At 62.3% G+C, this 24,857-nt stretch carries 29 protein-coding genes and 1 riboswitch; of the genes, 17 read left to right on the forward strand and 12 right to left on the reverse strand.

Annotated elements, in window-relative coordinates; all coding sequences use genetic code 11:
- The coding region (locus VKT51_01190) for a putative sulfate exporter family transporter (GenBank protein HLJ82773.1) at nucleotides 1–542 on the reverse strand (542 nt) is incomplete at its 3' end.
- 134 nt (nucleotides 543–676) lie between these two features.
- Here VKT51_01190 and VKT51_01195 point away from each other — a divergent pair.
- Nucleotides 677–1,339 (forward strand): ubiquinol-cytochrome c reductase iron-sulfur subunit, encoded by a 663-nt coding sequence (locus VKT51_01195; GenBank protein HLJ82774.1) that lies wholly within the window; start codon nucleotides 677–679, stop codon nucleotides 1,337–1,339.
- A 15-nt stretch (nucleotides 1,340–1,354) separates the two neighbouring features.
- A complete protein-coding gene (locus VKT51_01200; protein ID HLJ82775.1) occupies nucleotides 1,355–2,806 on the forward strand; it encodes a cytochrome b N-terminal domain-containing protein in 1,452 nt (483 codons plus the stop codon).
- A gap of 14 nt (nucleotides 2,807–2,820) precedes the next feature.
- Here the strand turns inward: VKT51_01200 and VKT51_01205 are convergent, their stop codons facing one another.
- Genes VKT51_01205 through VKT51_01220 form a run of 4 tightly spaced genes read right to left on the reverse strand, consistent with a single transcriptional unit; the run spans nucleotide 2,821 to nucleotide 4,665 of the window.
- Nucleotides 2,821–3,486, reverse strand: coding sequence for an MIP family channel protein (locus VKT51_01205; GenBank protein HLJ82776.1), 666 nt, complete (start codon nucleotides 3,484–3,486; stop codon nucleotides 2,821–2,823).
- Complete coding sequence (locus tag VKT51_01210; protein ID HLJ82777.1) at nucleotides 3,487–3,894, reverse strand: arsenate reductase ArsC; 408 nt, start codon at nucleotides 3,892–3,894, stop codon at nucleotides 3,487–3,489. It abuts the gene before it with no gap.
- A gap of 1 nt (nucleotide 3,895) precedes the next feature.
- Complete coding sequence (locus VKT51_01215) at nucleotides 3,896–4,333, reverse strand: ArsI/CadI family heavy metal resistance metalloenzyme (protein ID HLJ82778.1); 438 nt, start codon at nucleotides 4,331–4,333, stop codon at nucleotides 3,896–3,898.
- Entirely contained in the window at nucleotides 4,330–4,665 is a 336-nt protein-coding gene (locus tag VKT51_01220; GenBank protein ID HLJ82779.1) for a metalloregulator ArsR/SmtB family transcription factor, read from the reverse strand. Before VKT51_01220 ends, VKT51_01215 begins: the two co-directional genes overlap by 4 nt.
- Nucleotides 4,666–5,024: 359 nt before the next feature.
- Nucleotides 5,025–5,134, forward strand: a riboswitch (TPP riboswitch).
- On the opposite strand from VKT51_01220, the gene thiC reads away from it, so the two are divergent.
- Complete coding sequence (gene thiC / locus VKT51_01225) at nucleotides 5,125–6,780, forward strand: phosphomethylpyrimidine synthase ThiC (protein ID HLJ82780.1); 1,656 nt, start codon at nucleotides 5,125–5,127, stop codon at nucleotides 6,778–6,780. Its footprint overlaps the riboswitch before it by 10 nt.
- A gap of 135 nt (nucleotides 6,781–6,915) precedes the next feature.
- Here thiC and VKT51_01230 read toward each other — a convergent pair whose 3' ends face one another.
- The 3 genes from VKT51_01230 to VKT51_01240 all read right to left on the reverse strand — a co-directional run bounded on the left by VKT51_01230 (nucleotide 6,916) and on the right by VKT51_01240 (nucleotide 10,066).
- Nucleotides 6,916–7,659, reverse strand: coding sequence for a hypothetical protein (locus VKT51_01230; protein HLJ82781.1), 744 nt, complete (start codon nucleotides 7,657–7,659; stop codon nucleotides 6,916–6,918).
- 131 nt (nucleotides 7,660–7,790) lie between these two features.
- A complete protein-coding gene (locus VKT51_01235) occupies nucleotides 7,791–8,774 on the reverse strand; it encodes a hypothetical protein (protein ID HLJ82782.1) in 984 nt (327 codons plus the stop codon).
- Between the two features lie 2 nt (nucleotides 8,775–8,776).
- On the reverse strand, nucleotides 8,777–10,066 hold the full coding sequence (locus VKT51_01240; protein ID HLJ82783.1) for a tryptophan 2,3-dioxygenase family protein: 1,290 nt from the start codon (nucleotides 10,064–10,066) through the stop codon (nucleotides 8,777–8,779).
- 111 nt (nucleotides 10,067–10,177) lie between these two features.
- On the opposite strand from VKT51_01240, the gene VKT51_01245 reads away from it, so the two are divergent.
- From VKT51_01245 to VKT51_01270, 6 genes are all read left to right on the forward strand, one after another.
- Complete coding sequence (locus tag VKT51_01245) at nucleotides 10,178–11,173, forward strand: hypothetical protein (GenBank protein ID HLJ82784.1); 996 nt, start codon at nucleotides 10,178–10,180, stop codon at nucleotides 11,171–11,173.
- 42 nt (nucleotides 11,174–11,215) lie between these two features.
- Nucleotides 11,216–12,301, forward strand: coding sequence for a GTP 3',8-cyclase MoaA (gene moaA / locus VKT51_01250; GenBank protein ID HLJ82785.1), 1,086 nt, complete (start codon nucleotides 11,216–11,218; stop codon nucleotides 12,299–12,301).
- The gene (locus VKT51_01255) at nucleotides 12,301–13,095 is read left to right on the forward strand and encodes a methyltransferase domain-containing protein (protein HLJ82786.1); all 795 of its coding nucleotides are present in this window, start codon (nucleotides 12,301–12,303) and stop codon (nucleotides 13,093–13,095) included. Before moaA ends, VKT51_01255 begins: the two co-directional genes overlap by 1 nt.
- Nucleotides 13,092–13,424: a 4a-hydroxytetrahydrobiopterin dehydratase gene (locus tag VKT51_01260; protein HLJ82787.1), complete on the forward strand. Its 333-nt coding sequence runs from the start codon at nucleotides 13,092–13,094 to the stop codon at nucleotides 13,422–13,424. The genes VKT51_01255 and VKT51_01260 overlap by 4 nt, the downstream gene beginning before the upstream one ends.
- A 254-nt stretch (nucleotides 13,425–13,678) precedes the next feature.
- Nucleotides 13,679–14,446, forward strand: coding sequence for a hypothetical protein (locus VKT51_01265; GenBank protein HLJ82788.1), 768 nt, complete (start codon nucleotides 13,679–13,681; stop codon nucleotides 14,444–14,446).
- A 128-nt stretch (nucleotides 14,447–14,574) separates the two neighbouring features.
- Nucleotides 14,575–15,144, forward strand: a complete 570-nt coding sequence (locus VKT51_01270) for a hypothetical protein (protein HLJ82789.1) — start codon at nucleotides 14,575–14,577, stop codon at nucleotides 15,142–15,144.
- A 67-nt stretch (nucleotides 15,145–15,211) separates the two neighbouring features.
- Here the strand turns inward: VKT51_01270 and VKT51_01275 are convergent, their stop codons facing one another.
- The 3 genes from VKT51_01275 to VKT51_01285 all read right to left on the reverse strand — a co-directional run bounded on the left by VKT51_01275 (nucleotide 15,212) and on the right by VKT51_01285 (nucleotide 17,955).
- Entirely contained in the window at nucleotides 15,212–15,340 is a 129-nt protein-coding gene (locus VKT51_01275; protein ID HLJ82790.1) for a hypothetical protein, read from the reverse strand.
- A 191-nt stretch (nucleotides 15,341–15,531) separates the two neighbouring features.
- Nucleotides 15,532–16,809, reverse strand: a complete 1,278-nt coding sequence (gene serS / locus VKT51_01280) for a serine--tRNA ligase (protein ID HLJ82791.1) — start codon at nucleotides 16,807–16,809, stop codon at nucleotides 15,532–15,534.
- Nucleotides 16,810–16,857: 48 nt separating this feature from the next.
- The gene (locus VKT51_01285; GenBank protein ID HLJ82792.1) at nucleotides 16,858–17,955 is read right to left on the reverse strand and encodes a type IV pilus twitching motility protein PilT; all 1,098 of its coding nucleotides are present in this window, start codon (nucleotides 17,953–17,955) and stop codon (nucleotides 16,858–16,860) included.
- Between the two features lie 100 nt (nucleotides 17,956–18,055).
- Here VKT51_01285 and glp point away from each other — a divergent pair, with 100 nt between their 5' ends.
- Both glp and VKT51_01295 read left to right on the forward strand, forming a co-directional pair.
- Nucleotides 18,056–19,282: a gephyrin-like molybdotransferase Glp gene (gene glp, locus VKT51_01290; protein ID HLJ82793.1), complete on the forward strand. Its 1,227-nt coding sequence runs from the start codon at nucleotides 18,056–18,058 to the stop codon at nucleotides 19,280–19,282.
- A 19-nt stretch (nucleotides 19,283–19,301) separates the two neighbouring features.
- Nucleotides 19,302–19,652: a VOC family protein gene (locus VKT51_01295; GenBank protein ID HLJ82794.1), complete on the forward strand. Its 351-nt coding sequence runs from the start codon at nucleotides 19,302–19,304 to the stop codon at nucleotides 19,650–19,652.
- Between the two features lie 58 nt (nucleotides 19,653–19,710).
- On the opposite strand, the gene VKT51_01300 is transcribed toward VKT51_01295, so the two are convergent.
- On the reverse strand, nucleotides 19,711–20,127 hold the full coding sequence (locus VKT51_01300; GenBank protein HLJ82795.1) for a hypothetical protein: 417 nt from the start codon (nucleotides 20,125–20,127) through the stop codon (nucleotides 19,711–19,713).
- 179 nt (nucleotides 20,128–20,306) lie between these two features.
- Between VKT51_01300 and VKT51_01305 the strand changes: the two genes are divergently transcribed.
- From VKT51_01305 to VKT51_01330, 6 genes are all read left to right on the forward strand, one after another.
- Nucleotides 20,307–21,065, forward strand: a complete 759-nt coding sequence (locus tag VKT51_01305) for a metallophosphoesterase family protein (GenBank protein HLJ82796.1) — start codon at nucleotides 20,307–20,309, stop codon at nucleotides 21,063–21,065.
- A gap of 75 nt (nucleotides 21,066–21,140) precedes the next feature.
- Nucleotides 21,141–21,482 carry a PaaI family thioesterase gene (locus tag VKT51_01310; protein ID HLJ82797.1) on the forward strand — a complete coding sequence of 114 codons (342 nt, stop codon included), beginning with the start codon at nucleotides 21,141–21,143 and terminating at the stop codon, nucleotides 21,480–21,482.
- Nucleotides 21,472–21,939, forward strand: a complete 468-nt coding sequence (gene smpB, locus VKT51_01315) for an SsrA-binding protein SmpB (GenBank protein ID HLJ82798.1) — start codon at nucleotides 21,472–21,474, stop codon at nucleotides 21,937–21,939. Before VKT51_01310 ends, smpB begins: the two co-directional genes overlap by 11 nt.
- Nucleotides 21,939–23,330 carry a tRNA lysidine(34) synthetase TilS gene (gene tilS, locus VKT51_01320; protein ID HLJ82799.1) on the forward strand — a complete coding sequence of 464 codons (1,392 nt, stop codon included), beginning with the start codon at nucleotides 21,939–21,941 and terminating at the stop codon, nucleotides 23,328–23,330. The genes smpB and tilS overlap by 1 nt, the downstream gene beginning before the upstream one ends.
- Complete coding sequence (gene hpt, locus VKT51_01325) at nucleotides 23,330–23,887, forward strand: hypoxanthine phosphoribosyltransferase (protein ID HLJ82800.1); 558 nt, start codon at nucleotides 23,330–23,332, stop codon at nucleotides 23,885–23,887. The genes tilS and hpt overlap by 1 nt, the downstream gene beginning before the upstream one ends.
- Before the next feature lie 88 nt (nucleotides 23,888–23,975).
- A partial coding sequence (locus VKT51_01330; GenBank protein HLJ82801.1) for an ATP-dependent metallopeptidase FtsH/Yme1/Tma family protein occupies nucleotides 23,976–24,857 on the forward strand: 882 nt, incomplete at its 3' end.

The raw sequence follows: 24,857 nt of genomic DNA on the forward strand, positions 1-24,857 counted from the left end.
AAGACGGTCTGACTCATGTGCAACGCATGGCCAAGCGGGGGGAACAGAAAAACCGCCACGATGTTATAGAGGAAGATAGTCGCCGTCGCGAACGCCACGTCGCCGCCGTCGGCTTCGATGATCGGGGCGATCGCCGCAATCGCCGATGCGCCGCAGATCGACGTGCCCGCTGCCACGAGCATGCGGATGTTGAATCCGATGCGCATCAGAGATCCGAGCAGCAGACCGCCCAAGAGCCCTGCAGCAAGCGAGCCCGCGAGCACCGGAAGACTCGAAGCGCCGGCGCGCCAAAGTAGGGCAAGATTCAGGCCGAAACCGAGTAAGACGATGCCCGCCTGCAGCAACGTGCGAGCGGCGAATGCAACGCCTCGGTTGAGCGCCGACGCGGCCACGAATCCCCGCACCAGGATGCCGAATGCGATCGCAAAAATGGGCGCACCAACCACCGGGTAGCGCGAACCCAATATCGCTGCCAACGCCGCGAGCGCAATGGACAAGAGTAGACCCGGCATGAGTGTGCGAAGCGAGGTCATTTCGGCCATTGCGTTCGGGTTCGCAGCCTTGGAAGCCCGCACCGAGGCGTGCTACATCCGTAGCAGGCGATTCGAGGGGCATTCAGCGCCGGCGGCAAACCCTTTTGCAAACTGTTCCTCTAAGCCACTTGGAGGGTGCCTTCGTGTCCGAGAGCAGCCACATCAACGACGAGCCGGAGACGCCCGCGGAAGTAAGCCGCCGAAAGTTCATGGCGCAGATGACCGTCGTCGCCGGAAGCCTCGTGGGAATCGGCGTTGCAATTCCCGTGCTGGCCGGGTTGGTGCCTTCGAAGGACGTGCTCGACGCGGGCAAGCCGCAGTGGTATCCGCTCAACGCGGATGAGTTCGCGCAGTTCGAACAGGCGGCCGCCGATCCGATGAAGATCACGTTCACCAAGAAGACGGTTGACGGTTATCTTCAAGACGTCGGCGATGAGTACGTCTGGGGCTTGCGGATGACGCCTGACCAAGAAGCACAGTTCAAATCGGATCGGCCCGATCTTTTCCAATCATCGAGCGGCGGCGTGAAATACACGGTTCCGGTCACGTACAAGAACATCGCTATCGTTCTATTCAGCCCCGTATGTCCGCACTTGGGCTGCCGCTTCAACTGGCTCAAAGATCAACAGATGTTTCTGTGCCCCTGTCACGGTTCGACGTATACGAAATTTGGCAAGCACGAAGCCGGTCCGGCCAACCGCGGTCTCGATCCGCTGCCGTTCCAAGACAAGTCCGGCGTCGCAGAGGTCACGTGGATCAATTACGATGAGACGACTGCCGACCGAATCGTCCTCAGCTACACGTAAATCGAAAGGGCCCGCATGCTGAACTGGATCGAAGAACGCACCGGCGGCATATCCGCCCTCAAGAATTTCCTCACCGAGGACGTGCCCGGCGGCGCTAGCTACTGGTATACGTTCGGCAGCGCGACGCTCATCGCGCTCGTCATCCAGATCATCACCGGCATCTTCCTGACGTTCTATTACGCGCCGTCAGCGTCCACGGCGTGGGAATCGACCAAGTTCATCTACGACCACGTCACCGGCGGCGCGTTCATCCTTAGCCTGCATTTCTGGGGCGCGTCGGCCATGATCGCGCTCATGACCGTCCACTTGCTCCAAGTGATGATCTGGGGTGCATACAAGAAACCGCGCGAGGTCATGTGGGTCATCGGGGTCGTGCTGTTCCTGCTCACGCTCGCGCTCGGCCTGACGGGTTATCTCTTGCCGTGGGACCTCAACGCATATTCGGCGTCGCAAGTCTCGATCAACATCGCGGGTAACATCCCGATCGTCGGAACCGCACAGAAGTACTTTCTGCAAGACGGCACGCAGATGGGAACCCTTACCATCAATCGCTTTTTCGGCATCCACGTCTGGCTCGTGCCGATCATGCTGCTCGGCCTTGTCGGTCTACATCTGGCGGTGTTCCGCCACAACGGCGCTGCAGGGCCGCCGGCAGACGAGACGCCGAGGAAGTTCGGCCGGTTCTATCCGGACCAGATCTTCATGGACACGCTCGTGTCGTTTTTGGTGTTCGCGGTCATCGTCTGCTTAGCGATTTGGATGCCCGCGCCGCTGCTCGCAAAAGCCGACCCGACCAATTCTCAATTCGTGCCGTCGCCGGCATGGTATTTCTATCCGCTCTTCGGGCTGCTGCAGAAGCTACCCGGTCAGATGGGTCCGATTTCAGGCGAGCTCGTCGGCACCGCGTTGATCCCGACGCTCGGCGTCGGCGTGCTGCTGCTCCTGCCCTGGATCGATCGCAACCGAAAACGTTCGCTTAACCAACGGCCGTATTTCGTTGCCCTCACGTTTCTTTCGGTCGTCGTCGTCGGGATATTCGGATGGATCGGCGCCGCTTCGATAACGGACCACATCAAGGCGAGCGGCGGCGCCGGCCAGACGCCGGTGCGCGGCTACGGCGCGGTGGCCGGAGCAGAAGAGGCCGCTGCGGCGCCTGCTGCGGCGGCATCCGGTCCGGTCGCGCGCGGTCAGGCGGTCTATACGCAGAACTGCGCTTCGTGCCACGGGGCTGCCGGTGGAGGAACACCGAATCTCGCGCCGCCGCTCGACGGTAATCCGTTCGTGACGGGCGATCCTTCGAAGGTCGTCGCCGTCGTCAACGGCGGGCTGCACGGCCAACCAGTCATGGGCAAGTCGTACGGCACGCAGATGCCCGCGTGGAAGGGCCAGCTCACGCCGGCGCAGGTCGCCGACGTCGTCTCGTATATCCGCGGCTCGTGGAGCAACCACGCGTCCATCGTGAAATGATGTAGGGCGGACCTTTATGGTCCGCCTTCATTGCTATCACCCGTCATCAATCTGTACGCGACGACCGCCAGCAACGCTCCGGCGATCGGCCCGACCACATAGATCCACTGATCTGCCCAGATGCCGGAGACCAACGCCGGCCCGAGCGAGCGTGCCGGATTCATCGAAGCCCCAGAGATCGGACCGCCGAACAGCGCATCAAGCGCGATCGTGCCGCCGATCGCGATTCCGGCGAAGCTCTTGATCGCCTTTCCATGCACAGCTGATCCGAAGATGACGAACGCAAGCAGAAACGTCAACACGATTTCGAGGATCAGGGAGATCGTGACGGCTCCTTGCGGACGTGTGACGCCGAGGGTGCCTGTCATACCGAAGAGCGCCCGAAGCAGCTCGCTAGCGGCAACTGCGCCGAGCAATTGGCTCGCAACATACCACGGAACTCGGCGCGCCGGGAATTCGCCGAGCGCCCAAAACGAAATCGTCACCGCCGGGTTGAAGTGCGCGCCGGAGATATGGCCGAGCGCGTAGATGAGCACGCCGATCACAAGCCCGAACACGAGCGACACCCCGACGTGGGTCACCTCGTGAGTGATCGAGTCGACGACGATCGCGCCCGCTCCGGCGAATACCAAGAAGAACGTGCCGATGAATTCGGCGATCAGCGCGCCCCGAAGCCGCATTCAGGTGGTCGACGTGGCCGGCTTGAGCTGGTCGATGAGCCGCATAACCCGGCGTTCGATGTCGTCGCGGATATGTCGCACGGTTTCGATGCCCTTGCCGGCCGGATCGTCAACCTCCCAGTCCTCGTAGCGTTTACCGGGATAGATCGGGCAGGCGTCGCCGCAGCCCATCGTGATCACGACGTCGGCGGCGCGCACGACGTCGTCGGTCATCGGTTTCGGAAACTCCTGACCGATATCGATCCCGACCTCGTTGAGCGCTTCTACCACAACGGCGTTGATGCTCCCGGCGGGAGCGCTGCCGGCTGACCGGACGCGCACGGTTCCGCCGGAACGCGCATGGAGCAGCGCCGCGGCCATTTGGCTGCGGCCTGCATTGTGCACGCATACGAAAAGGACTTCGGTCATCTTAGACGGCGCAGCATTCTTCGGCGTCCGGGTCTGCGTCGGAACAGCAGGTCACATCCCCATCGTCGCGCGTTTCTGTGTCTTCAAGAACCGTATACACTTCCCAGCGTCTGCCGTCAGGATCCGCCGCCCACACCTTTGTCTGCTTGGCATAGCAGCATGTCTCTTCGCACTCTACGTCAATCGCCAGACCGGCAGATCGCAGACGCGCGATCGCCGCGTCGACGGCCTCAGCCGAATCGACGACGATGCCGAAATGTTCTGCCCGGCAGGGGTCCGCCTTCGGCGCGCGATCGAGCGCAAGTTCCAGTCCCGGATCGTCGGCGATAAAGAGCGCGTAGTCATCAAACGATTTTGCCGGCTCCGCATCGAGCAGCGTACGGTAAAAGGCAACGCTCTTTGCGAGATCGCGAGTTCCGAGATTCAGATGCATCTTCATGCGGCCGCTACCTTCTGAGAGAAAAGCGTGTTGACAGCCCTACGCAATCTAGCGATGACGCCCGGAGCCAGGCGATAGTAGACCCACGTTCCGCGGCGTTGCGACCGGACGAGGCCGGCTTCGCGCAGCAAACGCAGATGGTGAGAAACCGTGGGCTGTTCAAGTGGAAGACCGGCCGTGAAATCACAGACGCAGACCTCATCTTGGGCGCGCGCCAGCGTGGCCAGGATCGCAAGGCGATGTGGATCGCCCAGGGCCTTGAAAAGCAGCGCAGCCTCATCGAAGTCGCCGTCGACGACTTTTGTCGACGGCGCGCAACGCTGTATTGACATTGTTCGATATTATCTCAATCCATCGACAAATGTCAATATAGGCGCTGCGATCGTACGTGGGTCCCGCGATCGTTTGCAACGGCGGCGGAGCGCCGTTGGCGTTCGCGGCATAGACTTTGATAGGAATCGGCGGCAAACATATTGTGCGTGGTGATGTTCGTCTGGACTGCCGCCAAGCGGTTGTCGGCTACCGCAAGAGAATGGAGCACCAGCTTAAGGGGCATGCCGCCGCACGCGATGGGCGATACCGAAGCGGCGATGACAATGACGAGGGCCTCTTTCACATCGGGCGCGCTCGCTTCGACGAATAGTTGTAAGTATAGCACCGGCGCCAGGCGTGCGGCCCAAGGCTTTCGAACCAACGAGCGCACGGGAGTCCGCCAGCGCGGACTGAGAGGGCGGTGCTGCCGCCGACCGTTTGAACCTGCTCTGGATAACGCCAGCGAAGGGATGCCCGCGATGAGCGCAACCATCGGAACTCCAATCAAACCGTCGAGCCACAAGGTCTACGAAGACGGACCTGAGGGTCTGCGCGTTCCCGCGCGCATGATCCATTTGAGCGACGGCACGTCTTTCAAAGTCTACGACACGAGCGGACCGCATTCGGACCCTGGTCTCGCCCACGACGTGCGCGAGGGTCTTGCACCGTTGCGCGATGCTTGGATCCGAGCCCGGGGTGACGTCGAAGCGCTTGACGGACCGACATCGGCATACCGGCGCGAGCGCGAGGCCGACGCATCGCTTGAGACGGTGCGCTTCAAGAGCAGGCGCGAACCACTGCGCGCTAAGCCAGCCCGCAACGTGACGCAGATGCACTATGCGCGCCGCGGCGAGATCACCCCGGAGATGCACTACGTGGCGATCCGTGAGGGCGTCGCGCCGGAGTTCGTGCGCGACGAGATCGCGCGCGGCCGCGCGATTCTGCCGGCCAACATCAACCATCCGGAGACCGAGCCGATGATCATCGGCCGCAACTTCTTGGTGAAGATCAACGCGAATATCGGCAACTCCGCGATCAGTTCGTCCATCGAAGAAGAAGTGGAGAAGATGACCTGGGCCACGCGCTGGGGCGCGGACACGGTCATGGACCTCTCCACCGGTAAGAATATCCACGAAACGCGCGAGTGGATCTTGCGCAATTCGCCGGTCCCGATCGGCACGGTGCCGATCTATCAGGCGGTCGAAAAAGTGGCCGGTAAGGTGGAGGAGCTGTCGTGGGAGATCTACCGCGACACGCTCGTCGAGCAAGCAGAACAAGGTGTCGACTATTTCACGATCCATGCCGGCGTGCTCATGCGTTACGTGCCGTTGACAGCTAAGCGCGTCACGGGGATCGTCTCGCGCGGCGGTTCGATCATGGCGCAGTGGTGCCTCACGCATGGCAAGGAGAACTTCCTCTACACCCATTTCGAAGAGATCTGCGAAATCATGAAGGCGTACGACGTCTCGTTCTCGCTCGGCGACGGGCTGCGTCCGGGCTGCACGGCCGATGCGAACGACGCAGCGCAGTTCGGCGAGCTGGAAGCGCTCGGCGAACTGACAGAGATCGCCTGGCGGCACGACGTCCAGACGATGATCGAGGGCCCCGGTCACGTACAGATGCATCTGATCAAGGAGAACATGGACCGGCAATTAGCGGTCTGCCGGGAGGCGCCGTTCTACACGCTTGGGCCGCTCGTCACCGATATCGCGCCGGGGTACGATCACATCACAAGCGCGATCGGCGCAGCGATGATCGGCTGGTACGGAACCGCGATGCTCTGCTACGTGACGCCGAAAGAGCATCTCGGTTTGCCGAACCGCAAAGACGTGAAAGACGGTGTGATCGCGTACAAGATCGCGGCGCACGCCGCCGACCTAGCCAAAGGACATCCCGGCGCGCGCGAACGCGACGACGTGCTGTCCAAAGCGCGCTTCGAATTTCGCTGGGAGGATCAGTTCGAGTTGTCGCTTGATCCCGTGACCGCGCGGCAATTCCACGATGAAACGCTTCCCGCACCAGGCGCAAAGGCGGCGCACTTCTGCTCGATGTGCGGTCCGCATTTCTGCTCGATGCGCATCACACAAGACGTTCGCGAGTACGCGGCCAAACTCGAAGCCGCCGCCGCCACCTAACGTGTAGGGCGCGCCTTCACGGCGCGCCGGCGGACCATAAAGGTCCGCCCTACATCCCCGCGTCGGCGGACCATGAAGGTCCGCCCTACATCCCCACGCCGGCGGACCATCAAGGTCCGCCCTACATCCTCGCCGTTATCCGGGCATCGTGCCGCCGCAATGCATCGGAACCTCCCACGGGGGCGACTCGCGGATCACGTTGTAGTCGAAGCAGTCCGAGTTCGTCGGATCTTGGTACGGCGCTATACCGGACATCAAACTCGGCGGGGGTTGCGGAGGCAGCGCGGTGTACGTCGCTAGCATCTTCTTGAACATCGTGGGCGTCACGCGGTAGCTCATGACAATCTGCTCGATGATCGGCCGTTCCTGCGCGGCGCGGCTGGACGGCACCTGCGCCATGAAGACGATATTCTTATAGAGCCCGAGCCAATCCGGTCTCAGAGAGCAGATCACGGCCTCGAACTTCGTCGAATCCGAGCCGGCTGTCCAGCCGCCCAGCAAACGCGCGCACATCGGAAGTTTCATCTGTGTCGCGCTGGCAATCGTCAACTGAGGTTGGGGCATCCCTGACTTAGCGGCACCCGCGTGAATAATCGCGGTGAATTTGTCTCTTAAGCTATCGCTATAGGGTAGAGCGAAGGCAACCTCGCCAAGGAGAGCGGAGCCTGGCGCCGCGTTTTTCCCGATCACAATCACGCCAAGGTTGATTTGTTCGCCGGGCGGACCGGTCAGGCCGATAAACCCATTCCCGCTCCTGGCAATTTTCCAGCCGGATGGGATACCCACCGAGGCGGTTTTGTCACCGGCTGAGACGGTGTTGAGCGTGACCGAAGCGGTGCTCATGAGCGACGCCGAGACTAGCGTGCCGACGATCGCCAACGCGGCGACCCCCAATACGCGAAGAGAGACATAATTGAAAAGTTTCACAGTAGATACTTCCTTCCAATGCGCGAGGTTGTGCGACGTTCGGAAAACAGTGCTCGGTATCCGCCTTTAGGTTCTCGTATGAATCAGATGCGAATCGTCAACGAACCACGGCTGAAGAGGAGGTGCAGTTCAAGCGGCGTGAGCAGGCGCTCCTTATCGCCGGGTAAGAGCACCCACATCGAGTCGACGCTCAAAGGCTGAATCCTCATCTCTGCGATTCCTTGAGGATCGGTTCTGCCTGCTCGGCCCGACCAGACTCCACACTGGTGCGTGCGAATCCGTTGTTCGATCCACTGGCCGGCAACAGTCTTACCGCTTACATCTTCGACTTTCAGCGAGACACGCTGAAACGGAAGGGTCCAGGTCCGGCGCACAACTATGTCGCGTTCGGAGCCGACGAGGAGCTCGACTTCGGCAAAATACTCACCGCGAATGTCCGAATAGTAGCGGACGCCCACCGTCAACGGCGCAGGCGGGGACTCGAATGAGACGACGCCCGAATCATCCGTTCGAAAATAACCGAGGTTCGGACCTTGCTCTACGGCGCAGTGATTGGCGTTGTTCAGATGAACGGCCAACCCGACGCGCATTCCCTTGGCCGGCGTTCCATCCTCATTCTCAAAGGTTAGCGTTCGAGTCGTGGACGGCGCCAGCCCGATTGCGCGCGGGGCGTCCCGACCGCCGTCGCTTGCCTTGCCGATCGTTTCGATTGCAGCCGGCACGTCCGAAAAGAAGTGCATCATATCGACGGGTCGCGAAAAGTACCATTGCGCACCTGAGAGTTCGAATGCCACCACAAAATGATAATCCCACCGCGGGTCTGGGTGGCGAAGCTGCGGCACGATATCGGCATTGAACTCGATGGACGCGGTGCCTTCGCGAATCGTACCGATCCGCTGAAGCGAGACGCCGTTGAGGCCGTAGCGTTGGAGCCAAATCAAGCCCCCGACCGCCGGATGCGTCGTGTCGCCTACATAGACGTCGTATTGGAGGCTGACGGATCGCGGAGCAGGGGTCGGGGCGGCCGTGGCCAGCACTGTCGTGATCGCCAGTGCCGCACCGAACACGACTATTCGCCGACTTCGCGATACGCGACGAGCGCCGGAAAGAGAGGAATGAGGTGTTTTTGCGCCCAGCCGAGATACTCGATGCCGCCGCCGCCCGTGCCGGCCGAAGGCTCCGGCTCACCGCGGCTCGCCGCGTATGCGTTGACTTGGCGCAATCGCTCGCGCGTCACGCGCAAGTGCACGGAGAGAAAACTATCGTGGGCCGGATCGTGCAGCGCTTCGTCGGCTCGCACGATGTGGCGGAGGATCGTCGCGAGGTGCGAACCGCGAGCTTTCTCGCGCAGTACGTGAGCCCCCGCGCGCGCCCGTCGCAAGTGTTCCCGCCGATCGTTCTCCGCAGAGACCGCCGAGCTCATATCTTCACGGAACCATTCGACGGCTGCTGCATGCCGCCGTTTGCGTTCTTCTAATGCTTCGCCTGACACATCTCGCCGTTTGCTCGCCAGAATCCGCTCGAGCGTCGCGATGGCGCGATCGACATCTGCGGCGACGATATGCTCCGGCGCGGCTGCTTTGCCGCGGCCAAGTTCGCCGATAGCATCGAGGACGCGATGGGCTGCATCATCGAGATGCGTCACGAGCGCGAGCGGCGAGGACGTCGTGGGCGTCGCCACTGCGGCGTCGTGGCGGAGGATGAGCGGATCGACGACCGTCGCGGTGGAGTCGTGCGTGTCGCCGTAACTCTCGCGGTATGTGTCCGATGGGAAAAGCCGGATCGACAGCAGGTTCGATTTGCCGAGCCCGCGCTGGATCAACCGGAACTGCGCCGATTGAAATCCGCTCGCGGGTTCGAGGTTCTTGCGAAAGCGGTAGAACTCGATGCTGCTGAACGTCTCGTCGGCATCTCTCGGGTCACCGAGATAGCGCATGATCGACGGCAGCAGTTCGCGACACGCGAAGCTCGCCCGCGCAGCCGCGGTAAGCGCGGGCCGCCAAAACGGCTCGTCCTCCGAACAACGCCGCACAATCGCCGCAGCACCGCCGACCGACATCAGCGATTCAAACGTGCGCGCGATGACCGCCAAATCGAACGCGACCATCTTGAACGTGATCTCGTGCAGCTGGTGCGTCGTGATGAAGACACGTTCGTCCGGGATCGACGAACTGGGGTGCTGGCTGACAAGCAGATGATCGAGTCCGATGTACTTGTGATAGTCGAGCATTCGCCGGCCACCGGGGCGTATCGGATTGACGTCCATCTCACCGGTGAAACGGCTCTGCTCCGGATCCGCGCGCACGGCTTCGTCTATGGAGAACGTCCACCAAGCGTTGTCGGCGGTTTCGTCGCTCATGATATCACGATTACTGACCGGCGACGATGCGACCTCTCGCTTCATATGGCATGGGTTACCGAGCGAGCGGAGAACGACAGACGGAATCATGAACTTAGAGACCGGAGACGCATGAAACCGATAACCGTTTTCTTCTTGGCGCTCATAGCCGCTGTCGCGACGACCTCGGCGGCACAGGCGAGCGAGTTCACAATTTCGGAATTGCCGACCCCGGCGGGGCTGCCAAGATGCAACGCATCGCGAATAAATGACGCCGGGCAAGTCGTCGGCGGTTGCTGGGGTCATAATCTTAGCGACGAAAGAGCGGTGCTATGGGAGAACGGAAAAGTAATCGTTCTGCCGGTGCTTCCGGGTTTCACTTCGAGCTGGGCAAGCTCCATTTCTTCGACTGGTCAAATCGTGGGATACGCCACTGGTAGCGCCGGGTTCCAAGCCATGTTATGGTCGAACGGCAGCGTCCAGAATCTCGGTCTCTTGCCGGGAACGTTCACGAGCTTTGCATCCGGCATCAACTCGTCTGGGGTCATAGTGGGCTTCTCCGACAGCCAAGCCGTGGAGTGGATCGGCGGCCAGATCCTCGATTTTGGCGGTTACAACGGAGACCGCCCCAGCGCCATCAGCGATAAGGGGGTCTTTGTCGGCTTCGGTGTCATCAATCAAGGCGATGTCGGCGGGGCAATAATAGATGTCGGCAGCCCGGGAGCGCCACTGCGATACCTCGCCCAAAGTCTATTTGGCTCGGCCGACGACATCAACAATTTCGACGAGGTTGCTGGATTTAATCGCGTCACATTCACCTCCCCAAACATCCCCTGGACGTGGCACTACGGAAGATTTACGTACCTTCCGTTCCTTGCCGGAAGCAACTCGTGCGAAGCAGTCGGGATCAACCGACTAGGGGACGTCGTTGGATTTTGCGAGCCCAACAGCGCCACCCTATGGCGGCGCGGCGTTGTCCAAAATCTAGGTTCGTTGATCCAGGCGAATTCACACTGGGAATTGCAAGCCGCGACGACGCTCAACTCATCGGACGAGATAGTCGGCGACGGCAAGTACAGGGACGTAGAAGAGGCCTTCATCATCCAGCCTACACACCGACTGCGTTGAAGGCAGATCGAGCGGAAACGAGACGAACGCAACTGGGCCGACATGAAGTCGGCCCCTTCAGACGCGTCGGGCGGAGCGACGGCGTCGAAGCTCGAATGTAGTTCATCCGCCGTTATGGAGAAAGAAATCCTCGACACCCGTTCTCGGCCGCTGCGCGACTTGCGCATCTCGGTCACGGATCGATGCAATTTTCGCTGCACGTATTGCATGCCCAAGTCCGTCTTCGGGCGCGACTTCGCATTTCTGCCGCATGACGCTCTGCTCACGTTCGAGGAGATCGCGCGCCTCGCGCGCGTGTTCGCCGGCCTTGGCGTCGAGAAGATCCGGCTGACCGGCGGCGAGCCGTTGCTCAGACGCGATCTCGAAAAACTCGTCGCGATGCTCGCCGCGATTCCCGGGATCAGCGATCTCAGCCTCACGACAAACGGCTCGTTCCTCGCGAACAAGGCGGCGAAGCTTCGCGACGCCGGATTGCACCGCATCACGGTCAGTCTCGACTCGCTCGATGACGCGACATTTCGCGCCATGAACGACGTCGAGTTTCCGGTTGCGCGAGTGCTGGAGGGCATTGAGGCGGCGCTTGCAGCCGGCTTCGGTCCGATCAAGATCAACATGGTGGTCAAACGCGGCGTCAACGAGCAGGATGTCGTGACCATGGCGCGCCGTTTCCGCGGCCCACACTATATCTTGCGCTTCATCGAATACATGGATGTGGGCAACACGAACGGCTGGCGGCTCGACGACGTCGTGCCGGCCGCGCGCATCGTCCAGGCGATCCACGCGCAGCTGCCGGTCACGCCTGCGGCGCCGAACTACCGCGGCGAGGTAGCCGGCCGCTATCGTTACCTGGACGGCGGCGGCGAGATCGGTGTCATCGCCTCCGTGACGCAGCCGTTCTGCCGCGACTGCGCTCGGGCGCGCTTGTCCTCCGAAGGTCTGCTGTACACGTGTCTGTTTGCGGCGCACGGCCATGACTTCCGCGAGCGGTTGCGCGGCGGCGCGACGGACCGGGACTTAGAAGCGTTCGCGGCGGCCATCTGGGCCGGTCGCGACGACCGCTACTCGGAGATTCGCGGTCTGGCCACCTCGGAAGAACCGAAAGTCGAGATGTCGCACATAGGAGGCTGATGGCAGAGAAACCCGATGCGGCTTCCGTGAAGGACTCCGTGCGCGAACAGTTCGGCGCCTCGGCACATGCATACGTGACGAGCGCATCGCACGCGAGCGGCGATGATTTGGCACGCTTGCTGGAACTCGCGGCCCCGAGCGGCTCTGAACGCGTGCTGGACGTCGCCACGGGCGGCGGACACACGGCCCTTGCATTCGCGCCGCACGTCGCGCGCGTCACCGCGATCGACCTCACGCCGGCGATGCTCGAGGAAGCCCGAGCGCACGCGGCGCGGCGCGCAGCGCCAAACGTGACCTTCGATCTCGCGGACGCTGAGGCGCTGCCTTACGAGGATGCGTCTTTTGACATCGTCGTCGCGCGCATCGCGCCGCACCATTTCGCAGATCCGCAGGCCTTCGTGCGCGAATCGGCGCGCGTGCTTTCAAAAGGCGGCCTTTTCTTGCTCGACGACAACATGGCGCCTGAGGACGACGAACTCGACGAATTCATGAACCGCTTTGAGAAATGGCGCGACCCGAGCCACGTTCGGGCGCATAAGCTATCGCAATGGCGTGCGTGGATGGTGGCGAACGGCCTGCGCATCGTCGGGGAAGATGCCCTGCAAAGCAAGCGCTATGCCTTCGACGAATGGACGGCGCGCATGCGCATGCCCGCCGACGACCGGCGCGCTCTCGAACGCTGGCTGCTGGCCGCGCCAAAGCGCTGCACGGAGTTCTTCGGCCTTGAGTTAAACGCAGGCCGCGTGACGAGCGTGTGCGGCACCTTCGCGATCATCGCGGCACGGAAACCATGAGCGGGCTGGCAGAACGCGACTGTGTGCCGTGCAAGGGGGGCGTGCCGCCCATGACGGCCGCTGAGATCACCCTGCTTCTGCCGCAGGTTCCAGGGTGGGAATCGGTCGCGAATCATCATTTGAAGAAGACATTCAAATTCAAGGATTTTGCCCAGGCACTCGCGTTCACCAACCGCGTCGGAGAGATGGCGGAACGGCAATGGCATCACCCCGATATCCATCTCGCGTGGGGGCTCGTCGCGATCGAGATCTGGACACACAAGATCGACGCCTTGACCGAGAGCGATTTCGTCTTCGCGGCGAAATGCGACGCGTTAGCCCCGGATTGACCTTGGGTACATGGGTCCCGCCGGGCGGATTTCATAAGACTCTCACCGCAAGCACGGAGTAATTTTCGCCCCAAGTTGCGTTATCGGTGCGGGATGACGGGGTAACCTAATATCACAACCCGCATCGAGCAATCGAACTGAGGAGTGACTATACTATGTTCAACGGGAGACTTATCGCTGGAGCGGCGGCGGTTGCCCTGTGCACCGTGTTCGCGCAGGCAATGCCGGCTTCGGCCGACTGGAGTGACGCTAACATGCGTTACGCCAGCAACTATATCGAGCGCGCCAACGACTACTTGGCCAACGATCAACACGATTACGGCGGACACCGCGTCGCCGCGATGACCGATATCAATCGGGCCCGCGCGGACATCGCGTCGGCGCTCGCCTACGACAACAGCCACCCGGGCGCACATCCGATGATCAACCAGGCCAGCCCAGTGGACGAAGCTGCATTCGTGCGCAGCCAGCAGGGCAGCAACAACAACTTGACCTACGTCCGCGCTTATCTCGAGCGTGCGATCGACATGATGCAGCGCGACAACACCGACTATGGCGGCTACCGCGTGAAGGCCATCGCAGACACGCAGGCCGCGCGGGATCAGATCGTCGCAGCGCTGAGCACCTACTCCCACGAGTCCGACCGCAGCGACGACAACATCCGTTTCGTGCGCGGCTACATCGCGCGCGGGGTCGCGATGCTCAACCGAGATCAACCCGACTACAACGGCCACCGCACGGCTGCGATCAACGACATGAACGCCGCTGACGCCGACCTCCTCGCCGCTATCCGCGCGGATCGCGCCGACGAGTCCGTGCCGGCAGTCGCCGATCTCGCTCGGCCGGCCATGATTGGCCAGAACGCAAGCGACAACAACATCCGTTACGTCCGCGCATACGTCGAAAAGGCGATCGACATGTTGAATCGCGATCAGCACGACTACAGCGGCTACCGCGTGAAGGCGATTGAGAACCTCCACGACGCCCGCCAGCAACTGCTCGCAGCCCTCGCATCTCGGTAAGAGACGGCAAGCAGTCCACGAACCCGAAAACCCCTGCGCGCGCGCAGGGGTTTTCGTTTGGACGAGGATGAACGGACGCGGCGCCGCGCCATTCGGATCGCGCGGTGTCTGAGGAGGAGAAGCGAATCATGAGCTCTCGATCCGTTTTTTGCGCTTTCGTCGCCGTCACGGCCCTGCTCGCACCGCTCAGCGCCGTCGCCGCAACTGTCTCGGTTCCGACCGGCACACAGATGCGCGCGACGATGAATGCGGAACTATCGTCGAAGTCGGCGCTCGTCGGTCAAGTCGTGAAGCTGCAACTCGTCGCGCCCTATCCCGAAAACGATTCGCGATTTGCGAACGCGACGCTCAGCGGCAAGGTCGTCAACGTCGTCAAAGCAGGCCAGGGGCGCAAAGCCCAGCTTGAATTTGCGATCGACAAGATCACGTTGGCCGGCGGCCAGGTCGGATGGTTCAGCGCGAAGATCGTCAGCGTGGAAAGCCGGACGAAGGACAGCACCGGCAAGATCGCGCTTGCCACGCTCGGCGGTATGGTAGTCGGAAACATCCTCGGCAAGTGGGCGGGCACGAATGCGGGCGGTGCGGTCGGGGCGATCGCGGGCGCGCTCTATTCCGCCAATTCAAAGGAAGACGTGACTATTCCGCAGGGTTCGGAGGCAATTCTGCAGCTGGCATCGCCGCTGAGCATCAGGTTCTAAGAAATGCAAGAGGCGCACCCGTCAGGATGCGCCTCTTGATCATCCAAGTCCGATCTTCGCTTGAGCGCTAGCCCGTTGCCGCGACTCGGACCGCTTCCCGCAGCTCGGCAAGGTGGTCTGCATAGCGCTTGTATACCATGCCTGCCACCGATCCCGCGACGACCATCGTGAACAGCATCAACGCCGGCCATCTCATTGCGGTCACCCTCCGTGGTGATGGATATCGGCACGTCGGTGCGCCGACACTGACTAGACCGTCAAAGTGCGGTTTTCGTTACAATGGAGAGACCGTTTTCTGAAGGGGCCGGACTTTCCGAAGGGGCCGACGCGAGTCGGCCCACGTTTTGACAGCCCGGGCCGACTCGCGTCGGCCCCTTCGGGAAACCGTTACGGTCCGATGTGGTCAATGCCGTCGAGGTATGGCCGCAGCGCATCCGGCACGACCACTGATCCATCCGCCTGCTGGTAGTTCTCCAAAATGGCGACGAGCGTGCGCCCTAGCGCGAGCCCGGAGCCGTTCAGCGTGTGAACGAATTCGGGCCGCGCTTTCGCTTGCGGACGGAAGCGGATCATGGCCCGGCGCGCCTGAAAGTCGCCGCAGTCGCTGCACGACGAGATCTCGCGATACGCGTCTTGCCCCGGAAGCCATACCTCAATATCGAACGTCTTGCGCGCAGCAAAACCCGTATCGCCTGCCGAGAGCACGACCATCCGGTACGGCAGACGAAGTTCTTCCAAGAGCGACCGCGCTTGACCGGCGATTTTCTCGTGCATCGCGGCCGTCTGGTCCGGCGTGCACAGAGAAACCATCTCTACCTTCTCGAATTGGTGCTGACGGATGAGCCCGCGCGTGTCCTTGCCGGCCGCGCCTGCCTCCTGGCGAAAGCATGACGTGAAGGCTGTGTAACAGATCGGCAATCCATCGGCCTCGAGAATCTCATCGCGATGAAGGTTGACGAGTTGTACTTCAGACGTCGGGGATAGGAACAGCTCGCCGCCATCGACCGAGAACATCGCGTCGCTGAATTTTGAGAGTTGGCCGGTAGCCCACAGCGATTCCCGATTCACGAGCACCGGCGGTGAGATCTCTGCAAAACCGGCCGCGCGATTTCTCTCAAGGAAAAAGGTCGCCAGCGCGCGATTGAGCCGCGCGCCCATCGCGGCAAGCACAGTAAAGCGACTGCGCGCCAACCGGACGCCTCGTTCGAAATCGAGGATTCCCAACCGTTCGCCGATCTCCCAGTGCGGTTTTGCCGCGAACGCAAATCGAGTGGGCTCGAGAAAGCGGCCGACCTCGACATTCGCGCTCTCGTCACGGCCGTCGGGGACGTCGTCTGCCAGCACGTTAGGAAGATTCGCAAGCAGTTCGGCGATGCGGGCTTCCGCCGTCTCTGCAGCGGCTTCTTGCGTCTTGATGCTCTCGCCGAGCTCCGACGAGCGTCTGCGTAGATCCGCTATGGCGTCTGCGCCGCCTGACTTCGCCTGAGCGAATTCTGCGGAAAGCCGGTTCCGTTCGGCCTTTGCGCCATCGAGCGCTGTGACGAGCGCACGATGCGCGCGGTCGAGTTCGAGGAACTCGTCGATCGCTTCCGGCGCGACGCCGCGCCGGCGCAACGAACGGCGAAATCGATCGGGATCTTCACGGATGGCGTGGCGATCGAGCATTCGCCACGGTTTATAGGGCGGCCGATGGCCGCCCTTCACCGCGTGCGTTTAGAAACCGGAGACGAAACGCGGCTTTGCTTCGGTCACGGAGCACATGCGCTGGAGCTCTTCGGGATGCGAGCTCTTCTCGAGCGCGTCGGACAACGTGATGAAGCCGTTGTTGACGAATTCAGCGAGGCATTTGTCCAGCGTCTGCATGCCCACGTTTTGACCCGTCTGGATCGCGTTGGTCATCTGCGCGGGTTTGTTCTCGCGTATCAGATTGCGCACCGCGTGCGTACCCAGCAAGATCTCCATCGCGCACACGCGCCCGGATCCGTCGGCCTTGGGAACGAGGGTCTGCGTGAACACCGCTTCGAGCACGCCGCAAAGCTGCAGCCGCACTTGTTCCTGCTGCTCGGGCGGAAAGACGTCGACCATGCGGTTGATGGATTCCGGCGCCGACTGCGTATGCAACGTGCCGAACACGAGGTGGCCGGTTTCGGCCGCGGTCAGCGCAAGCGCGATCGTCTCGAGGTCGCGCATCTCGCCGACAAGGATGACATCGGGATCCTGACGCAGCGCCGAGCGCAGCGCATTGTTGAAGGAGAGCGTGTCGCGCCCGACCTCCCGCTGACTGATCACCGACTTTTCGTTGGTGTGCAGGAACTCGATCGGGTCTTCAATCGTGACGATGCGCACCGCTTTGTTGCGATTGATGTAGTTGATCATCGCGGCGAGGGTCGTGGACTTGCCCGAACCCGTCGGGCCGGTCACGAGCACGAGTCCGCGGGGTTTGTGCGTCATCTGCTCGACGACTGCGGGCAGACCCATTTTCTCCAAACGCGGCGGGTTGCCGGGAATCGCCCGAAGGACGGCGCTCAACGAATCGCGCTGGAAGCAGGCGTTGACGCGAAACCGCGAGACGCCGGCGAGCGAATATGCGAAGTCCACCTCGCGGTGCTCTTCGAGCGTGACCTGATCGTTTTTCGTCATCAAGGCCGCGATCAGTTCCTGCGTTGCGGCCGGCGAAAGCTTTTCCTGAACGACTGGTGTGAGCACGCCATGCAGCCGGATGACCGGTGCGCTGCCGACGACGAGATGCAAGTCCGACGCGCCCTTCTCGACGGTCAGACGCAATAGATCATCTATCGTATGGGGAAACATGAACCCTCCGAAGAACGCGATGAAGCCAACCGCATATCAAGACTATCGGTCGGGGCCGGACGTGACGGAGGTGTGAGTGGCGACACAGGAACGAAGTGTGATGCGGCGCGTGAGCGTCCGCGACGCGCTAGCCGCAATGGCCGAATTCCCGTTGCGTACGGCTGCGCGCGAAAACATCGCCGTGGCGGCGGCCGACGGGCGCGTCCTCGCCGCAGCCGTGCACGCCGTCGAAAATGTTCCGCCGTTCACTCGATCGTGCGTCGACGGATTTGCCGTTATCGGCGCCGACGTCGCCCGAGCGAGCGAGACGACGCCCGTCATATTGCGCGTCGTAGGCGACGTCGCCATGGGCAAAGCCGCACCGGGCGGCCTTGTGCGCGGGTCGTGCATGCGGATTCCCACCGGCGGCGCATTACCCGCAAGCGCAGACGGCGTCGTCATGATGGAAGATGCCGAGGACGACGGCGATGTTGTAAAGATCCGCGATGGCACCGATCTCGAGGACCATGTCACGCGCGAGGGCGCAGACGTGCGGGCCGGCGATCTGCTCTGCGAAGCGGGCACGATCGTGAGCCCCGCGGCGATCGGCATGCTCGCGACGGCTGGAGTCGATCGAGTCGAGGTGTATCGCGCGCCGCGCGTGGGCGTGCTGATCACGGGAGACGAACTCGTGCCGTTGGGCGCCCCTCTTGCGCCCGGCCAAATCCACGATAGCAACCGCGCGGCGCTGTGCGCCGCAATAACTGCGCTCGGCTTTGAGCCGCAGCCGTATCCACGCGTCGCCGACGATCGGTCGGCGTTTGATGCGGCATTCGCCGTCGCGCTCGCCGAGAACGATGCCGTCGTGATCTCGGGCGGTTCGAGCGTCGGCGAACGCGACTATACACCGGCCGTGATTTCGGCCGCCGGTTCGCCCGGTGTCATCGTGCACGGGGTTCGCGCGAAACCGGGCAGGCCTGCCGTTCTCGCGGTCATCGGCGATAAACCGGTTATCGGACTGCCCGGCAATCCCGTTTCAGCGTTGGTCGTTTTCGAGACGCTCGCCCGGCCGACGCTCTTGCGCATGTTCGGAATCAGCGGCGAACCGCTGCCGTGGCGCGCGACGCTGCGCGCGGATATCGTCGTCTCGACCCACCTCGAACACCGCATCCCTGTGAAGTTGACGCGCGATGCCAACGGCCTCGTCGCGACGCCGCTCTTCGGTACATCGGCGCACATGCACATCCTCGGTCTCGCCGACGGGCTCGTGGTGATTCCGGAGGGAGTGGGCGCATTTGCCGCAGGTTCGGAGGTCGACGTCGTACCATACACTCGCCGCAATCGATAGATCGAAGGAGATACTCAAGATGTCCATCGCTCACGTGGCGTTCGCGATGTACCCGGTCACCGATATGAAACGCGCCGTCGCGTTCTACGGAGACGTACTCGGGTTGCAAAAATCCGGGCTTGACGGCGACCACTGGGTCGAGTTCGACGTCGCAGGCACGACGTTCGGCGTGGGCGATTTCGAACAGGTCGGAAAGGCAGGCACCGCGCAGTCGCTTGCGCTTGAAGTGAGAGATCTCGGTGCGTACCGGGCCGAGCTTGTCAAACGCGGCGTTGAAGTGACCGAGCCGCATGCCCTGGCCAATTGCACGATCGCGCTCGTGCGCGATCCTGACGGCAACCAGATCTGGCTCCACGAGCGCAAGAATTGATCATTCGTCGGCCAAAAAAAAGGGCGGACCGTTAAGGTCCGCCCCACATTTGTCGCTCCTAGTGAGACATCATCGAGTTTGACATCGCAGCGGCCGCGACTTTGGAGATCGCGATCGTCGATAGTCCGTGACCCGAATACACTGTTCCGGTCACGGTGACGTTCTTTTCTACGTACGGCAGAAGCAGTTTGTTGGGATCCGAGCCCGGCTTCGGTTCGACGGAGACGAGCACGTTGCCGTCGCTTGTCAGAATGCCCAACGCTCCGCCGGCCTTCGCGCATGCCATCGCGCACTTCGCATGGCTCATGCCGTGCGCGCCCGATGTCGTATAGCAAGCTAGATCAATCACCTGACCTGTGACGGTCTGCACTTTCCCCATGCTCGACATCGACGACATCGAACTGTCGGCGAGCACGGCAGACGCAAGCGACATCGCGCAAACGCCAGCCGCAGCGGCTGCAATAAAGCTCCTCATCAAAGTTTCCAGTCCTTTCAATCACCAAGTGCGATAAGCGCAAGCGACGCGAGCTCGCCTGTCGAAGCCATAGCGCCCTCCGCCCGCGTCGCGCCATTTCCCAATACGAGAGCGGAGGCCCCCTGGTTCAACGGCGAGAATATGCACGCTCCTCTCGGGACAGCAGGGACGCGGGCCGGATGCGATTTGGCATCATTTCAGATATCCACGGCAACCTCGAGGCCCTCGACGCAGTCCTCGGGGAGATTGACGCGGCCAAAATCGACAAGCTATTGTGCCTCGGTGACGTCGTCGGCTATGGCCCAAACCCGAACGAATGCTGCGCCCGTCTCCGCGATTGGAACTGTGTCACCATCGCCGGCAATCACGACGAAGCCGCGGTTTCCAACGCGGGTGCGGAATTTTTCAATCCGCTGGCGCGCGAAGCGCTGACCTGGACGCAGGAAGCGCTCACGCCGGAGAATCGCAGCTACCTCGAGAGCTTGCCGCGCGACAGGCATTTCGATGAGGCCGCCGCGGGCGGTCTGGCCGGCGGTTTCGCGCTGGTTCACGGCGCTCCGGTTTTCCATTTCGACTATATTTCCGACGTCGTGGATGCGCAGCGTGCGTTCGAGCGCGTCGAAGTCCCCGTGACGTTCATCGGGCATACGCACGTGGCCGAGGTCTACTATCAAGATCTGGAAGGGCGCGCGTTTCAGCAGAAACTGCTGCACGGAGGGCGCATCGAGCTCGCTCCAACCTTCCGTTACCTGATCAATCCGGGCAGCGTGGGTCAGCCGCGCGATCACAATCCGCAGGCCGCCTATGCTATTTTGGATACCGCCGATGCAATCGTGGAAGTCCGCCGCGTCGGCTACGATGTCGGCAGCGTGCGCGAACGGATGGAATCGCTCCGGCTGCCGGCGCAGCTCGGGGCGCGTCTCGCCATCGGCTACTGACGGATGACGACGGCGCCGCTCCAAGACGACCGAAAGTGTTTCGCATGCGGACCCGACAACGATCGAGGTCTTCGCATGCGCTTCGAATACGGCGAAGGAACCGCACGCAGCGAACTCATCACGGGGGACGCCTTCGCCGGATGGCGCGACATCATGCACGGCGGCGTCGTGGCCGTGCTATTAGATGAAGCGATGGCGCACGCCACCCTCTCGACAGGCGTCCGGTGTGTGACTGCGCGCCTCGAGATCCGCTTCCGCAAACCTGTGCCGACCGACAAGCCCCTGATCGTCGAGGGCGCCGTGACCTCGCGCCGAGGGCGCGTCTTGGAAGTTTCGGGGACGTTGAAAGGTAAGGACGGTACACTCTATGCCGAGGGACGTTCGCGTTTTGTGACGGATATCGGCGATGGCGGCTGAGACCGGCGGAGAGAAGCTGATCACGGCGAACCGGCGAGCGTTCCACGACTATCATATCCTCGATCGATTGGAAGCCGGCGTCGTTCTGACCGGCACGGAAGTGAAGAGCTTGCGCGTGAATGGATGCTCGCTCGTGGACGGCTACGCGACGGTCAAGAACGGCGAGATCTGGCTGATGAACGTGCACGTGCCCCCGTATCAACAGGGCACGTTCTTCTCGCAACACGAAGCGCGTCGCGACCGCAAGCTGTTGCTCCACGCGCGCGAGATCGCGCGCGTCGCGGCGGAGCTTCAGGAGAAAGGTCTGTCGCTCGTGCCCTTACGCGTCTATTTCAAGCGCGGGGTGGTGAAAGTCGAAGTCGGCATCGGCCGCGGCAAGAAGCAGTACGACAAGCGTGCGGCCATCAAGCAGCGCGAGGCGCGCCGGGAAGTCGAGCGCGTGGCGCGCCGCGTCTGATGCGTTCCCGTCGCACCGACGCGCCGTTGACTGGCCGGCAAGCGCCGCTTGGCCTACTGCAGGACGCTGACGTCATAGCGGTCGCCACGTCCGGCGGAAGCGACAGCGCCGCTGCCCTGCTTCACGCGCGCGAACTCGCTCCGCACGCAACGCTCCATGCGTGCTACGTCGATCACGGCGTACGGCCGCGAGACGCGATCGAACGCGATATCGCCGCTGTGTGCGCTCAAGCGCGCGTCGCATCCGCGCGCGTTCTTGTGGCGCGCTTACGCGGCGCGCGGACGGATGCGCCCAAGGATGAAGCGTTCTTGCGGCGCGCGCGCTACATCGCGTTGCGCGCGATGGCCCGCCGCACCGGTGCCCGCGTTGTGGTCACCGGCCATCACGCGGGAGACATCGCCGAATGGGTGTTGCTCGCGCTATTCCGCGGCTGCGGCCTTGACGGGCTTGGCGCAATGACGGCGATGAGGCCGCTATCCGACGGGATCGTTCTCGCGCGGCCGTTCCTTGGCCAGACGCGCGAACAGATGACGGCCGTCGTCGAGCGGTATGGCGTGCCGATCTCGACAGATGAGACGAATACCGACGTGCGCTACAGTCGAAACTTGGTGCGTGCGTTTCTAGCCCGTTGGTCGGCGCGATCGCAGGGCGCGGTGCGCGCGCTCGCCCGATCGGCCGCGCTTGCTTCCGAGGAGCGCGCAGTGCTCGACGCGGCCGCCGCGTCGGCCGCGAATAGCGCGAGAATCGCTATCGATACGCTGGACGCGCGCGCACTGCGAGATATTCCAACAGCACTGCTGCGGCGTATCATCAGGGCCGCGGTACGTTCGGCCGCAGGTACGATCAGAGATTTCACGCTCGCGCAATGCGAAGCCATTGCGCAAGCGATCCGGAATCGGCGTGGCGGAACGTTCAAAGCGGGGCGAGCGACGGTGTTGCTGTCGGCGGGAAAGCTGCGCGTCAAACCATTTGCGGCGGCGGGCCATAAAGGCCCGCCCAACATCGAGGCGGACCATAAACGTCCGCCCAACATCGCGGCGGACCATAAAGGTCCGCCCTACACGGTTACGTTGCGCGCTGCAGCAGTGCCGCGGACAGCGCGACTCAGCGTTCGCTTGCCTCAAAGCGGAGATACGTGCACGCCGTCGGGTCGCCGTCATGCGATTTCGCTTGCGCGCTTTCTCGCAAAGCAAGGCGTGCCGCGCGACCGGCGCACGGCCGTGCCGCTGCTCTGCGTGAACGGACAAATCGCGGCGGCGATCGGCGTCCGCGTCATGGAACCGTACGCAGTCCACGGTGCGGAGCCGGCCGTTCAGATCGCCTGGCGGCCCGCACGTGTACCGGGCCGGCCGTCGGCGACCGATAGCATCACTATGGAGCGGAGCGAGTAATGAAGGCTGCCGCGGACCTGGGGATGCTCGGCGATATCGTCTTTACCGCCGACGACATCGCCGCCGCGATTCGCCGATTGGCAGATGCGATTCGCCGGGACTATGCGGGCGAGCCGATAGTCTTGGTCGGCGTCCTGAAGGGCGCCATCCTCTTCGCATCTGATCTCATGCGTCAGCTCAGCGACTATCCGATCACGATCGACTTCATCGTGGTGAGTTCGTACGGCACCGGCCGACGCGGCGCAAAAGGCGACGTGCGCTTGCTGAAAGACCTCGACACCAATCCGGCCGGAAGAAACATCCTGCTGGTCGAGGACATCGTGGACGAAGGTCTCACCCTCGAATATCTTCTCAACAATCTACAGAGCCGGGAACCGCGAAGTTTGCGGGCCTGCGCGCTCATGGATAAGCCGTTCCATCGCATGGCGGACGTGCATGTGGACTACGTAGGGATGACGGCACCAGACGCATTTTTGGTAGGGTACGGATTGGACTACCAAGAAGCGTTCCGCAATCTTCCATACATCTGCAAGCTGTCATGTCCCCCCAATCAATGAAGAGTAGCGGCCGAGCTTGCTCGGCCGGTCAGGCAACTCTTGGCCCAGAGGTCCGGCGGCGTCCGGGAAAGCGGTAGGAGTAAGTCCCTTGGCTAGATACGGTCGCGCGATGCTCTGGTGGCTGGGCGTTGGCATTCTCATGGTGTTCGCGTTCACGTGGTACCAGCAGAGCGGCAAACAGCAGCCGGCGGCGCCTTCTTACAGCGCGTTCAAATCGCAGATCGAGGCCGATCCGACCAAGTTCAGCAAGGTCGTCATCGCTTCGGCCGACGGCCAAGCAACCGCCACGTTGACCGACAACACGATAGTTCACGTCAACATCCCGCCCGGAAACTCGGACGATCTGCAAAAGCTGCTCGATAAAGAGCATATCGCCTACAGTTTCGATCCCGGCTCGAGTTCATCCATTTTCAACTGGACGGTCATCGTCAGCGCGATCCCGTTCATCATCCTCATCGGCATCTTCTTATTCTTCATCCGCCAGGCGCAGTCGGGCGGCAGCCAAGCGCTCTCGTTTGGACGTAGCCGCGCGAAACTGCATTCGGAGAACCGCGCCAAGGTGACGTTCGCGGACGTCGCCGGCGTCGACGAGGCAAAGGAAGAGCTTGCTGAAGTCGTCGAGTTCCTGAAGTATCCGAAGAAATTCCAGTCGCTCGGTGCGCGCATCCCCAAAGGGCTGCTCTTGCTCGGGCCGCCGGGCAGCGGCAAGACGCTCCTGGCGCGCGCGATCGCAGGCGAGGCGGGCGTGCCGTTCTACAGCATCTCCGGTTCCGACTTCGTAGAGATGTTCGTGGGCGTCGGCGCGTCGCGCGTGCGCGATCTGTTCGAACAGGCGAAGAAGACCGCACCGTGCATCATCTTCATCGACGAGATCGATGCGGTAGGCCGTCAGCGCGGCGCCGGTCTGGGCGGCGGCCACGACGAACGCGAACAGACGCTCAACCAGCTATTGGTCGAGATGGACGGCTTC

Source organism: Candidatus Eremiobacteraceae bacterium, from assembly GCA_035295225.1.
In the GTDB taxonomy this organism is placed as follows: domain Bacteria; phylum Vulcanimicrobiota; class Vulcanimicrobiia; order Eremiobacterales; family Eremiobacteraceae; genus JABCYQ01.

Coding starts and splice junctions, on each gene's coding strand:
- VKT51_01200 (HLJ82775.1), top strand. CDS start 1,355: ATGCTGAACTGGATCGAAGAACGCACCGGCGGCATATCCGCCCTCAAG.
- VKT51_01205 (HLJ82776.1), bottom strand. CDS start 3,486: ATGCGGCTTCGGGGCGCGCTGATCGCCGAATTCATCGGCACGTTCTTC.
- VKT51_01210 (HLJ82777.1), bottom strand. CDS start 3,894: ATGACCGAAGTCCTTTTCGTATGCGTGCACAATGCAGGCCGCAGCCAA.
- VKT51_01215 (HLJ82778.1), bottom strand. CDS start 4,333: ATGAAGATGCATCTGAATCTCGGAACTCGCGATCTCGCAAAGAGCGTT.
- VKT51_01220 (HLJ82779.1), bottom strand. CDS start 4,665: ATGTCAATACAGCGTTGCGCGCCGTCGACAAAAGTCGTCGACGGCGAC.
- thiC (HLJ82780.1), top strand. CDS start 5,125: ATGAGCGCAACCATCGGAACTCCAATCAAACCGTCGAGCCACAAGGTC.
- VKT51_01240 (HLJ82783.1), bottom strand. CDS start 10,066: ATGAGCGACGAAACCGCCGACAACGCTTGGTGGACGTTCTCCATAGAC.
- VKT51_01245 (HLJ82784.1), top strand. CDS start 10,178: ATGAAACCGATAACCGTTTTCTTCTTGGCGCTCATAGCCGCTGTCGCG.
- moaA (HLJ82785.1), top strand. CDS start 11,216: ATGAAGTCGGCCCCTTCAGACGCGTCGGGCGGAGCGACGGCGTCGAAG.
- VKT51_01255 (HLJ82786.1), top strand. CDS start 12,301: ATGGCAGAGAAACCCGATGCGGCTTCCGTGAAGGACTCCGTGCGCGAA.
- VKT51_01260 (HLJ82787.1), top strand. CDS start 13,092: ATGAGCGGGCTGGCAGAACGCGACTGTGTGCCGTGCAAGGGGGGCGTG.
- VKT51_01265 (HLJ82788.1), top strand. CDS start 13,679: ATGCGTTACGCCAGCAACTATATCGAGCGCGCCAACGACTACTTGGCC.
- VKT51_01270 (HLJ82789.1), top strand. CDS start 14,575: ATGAGCTCTCGATCCGTTTTTTGCGCTTTCGTCGCCGTCACGGCCCTG.
- VKT51_01275 (HLJ82790.1), bottom strand. CDS start 15,340: ATGAGATGGCCGGCGTTGATGCTGTTCACGATGGTCGTCGCGGGATCG.
- serS (HLJ82791.1), bottom strand. CDS start 16,809: ATGCTCGATCGCCACGCCATCCGTGAAGATCCCGATCGATTTCGCCGT.
- VKT51_01285 (HLJ82792.1), bottom strand. CDS start 17,955: ATGTTTCCCCATACGATAGATGATCTATTGCGTCTGACCGTCGAGAAG.
- glp (HLJ82793.1), top strand. CDS start 18,056: ATGCGGCGCGTGAGCGTCCGCGACGCGCTAGCCGCAATGGCCGAATTC.
- VKT51_01295 (HLJ82794.1), top strand. CDS start 19,302: ATGTCCATCGCTCACGTGGCGTTCGCGATGTACCCGGTCACCGATATG.
- VKT51_01300 (HLJ82795.1), bottom strand. CDS start 20,127: ATGAGGAGCTTTATTGCAGCCGCTGCGGCTGGCGTTTGCGCGATGTCG.
- VKT51_01305 (HLJ82796.1), top strand. CDS start 20,307: ATGCGATTTGGCATCATTTCAGATATCCACGGCAACCTCGAGGCCCTC.
- VKT51_01310 (HLJ82797.1), top strand. CDS start 21,141: ATGCGCTTCGAATACGGCGAAGGAACCGCACGCAGCGAACTCATCACG.
- smpB (HLJ82798.1), top strand. CDS start 21,472: ATGGCGGCTGAGACCGGCGGAGAGAAGCTGATCACGGCGAACCGGCGA.
- tilS (HLJ82799.1), top strand. CDS start 21,939: ATGCGTTCCCGTCGCACCGACGCGCCGTTGACTGGCCGGCAAGCGCCG.
- hpt (HLJ82800.1), top strand. CDS start 23,330: ATGAAGGCTGCCGCGGACCTGGGGATGCTCGGCGATATCGTCTTTACC.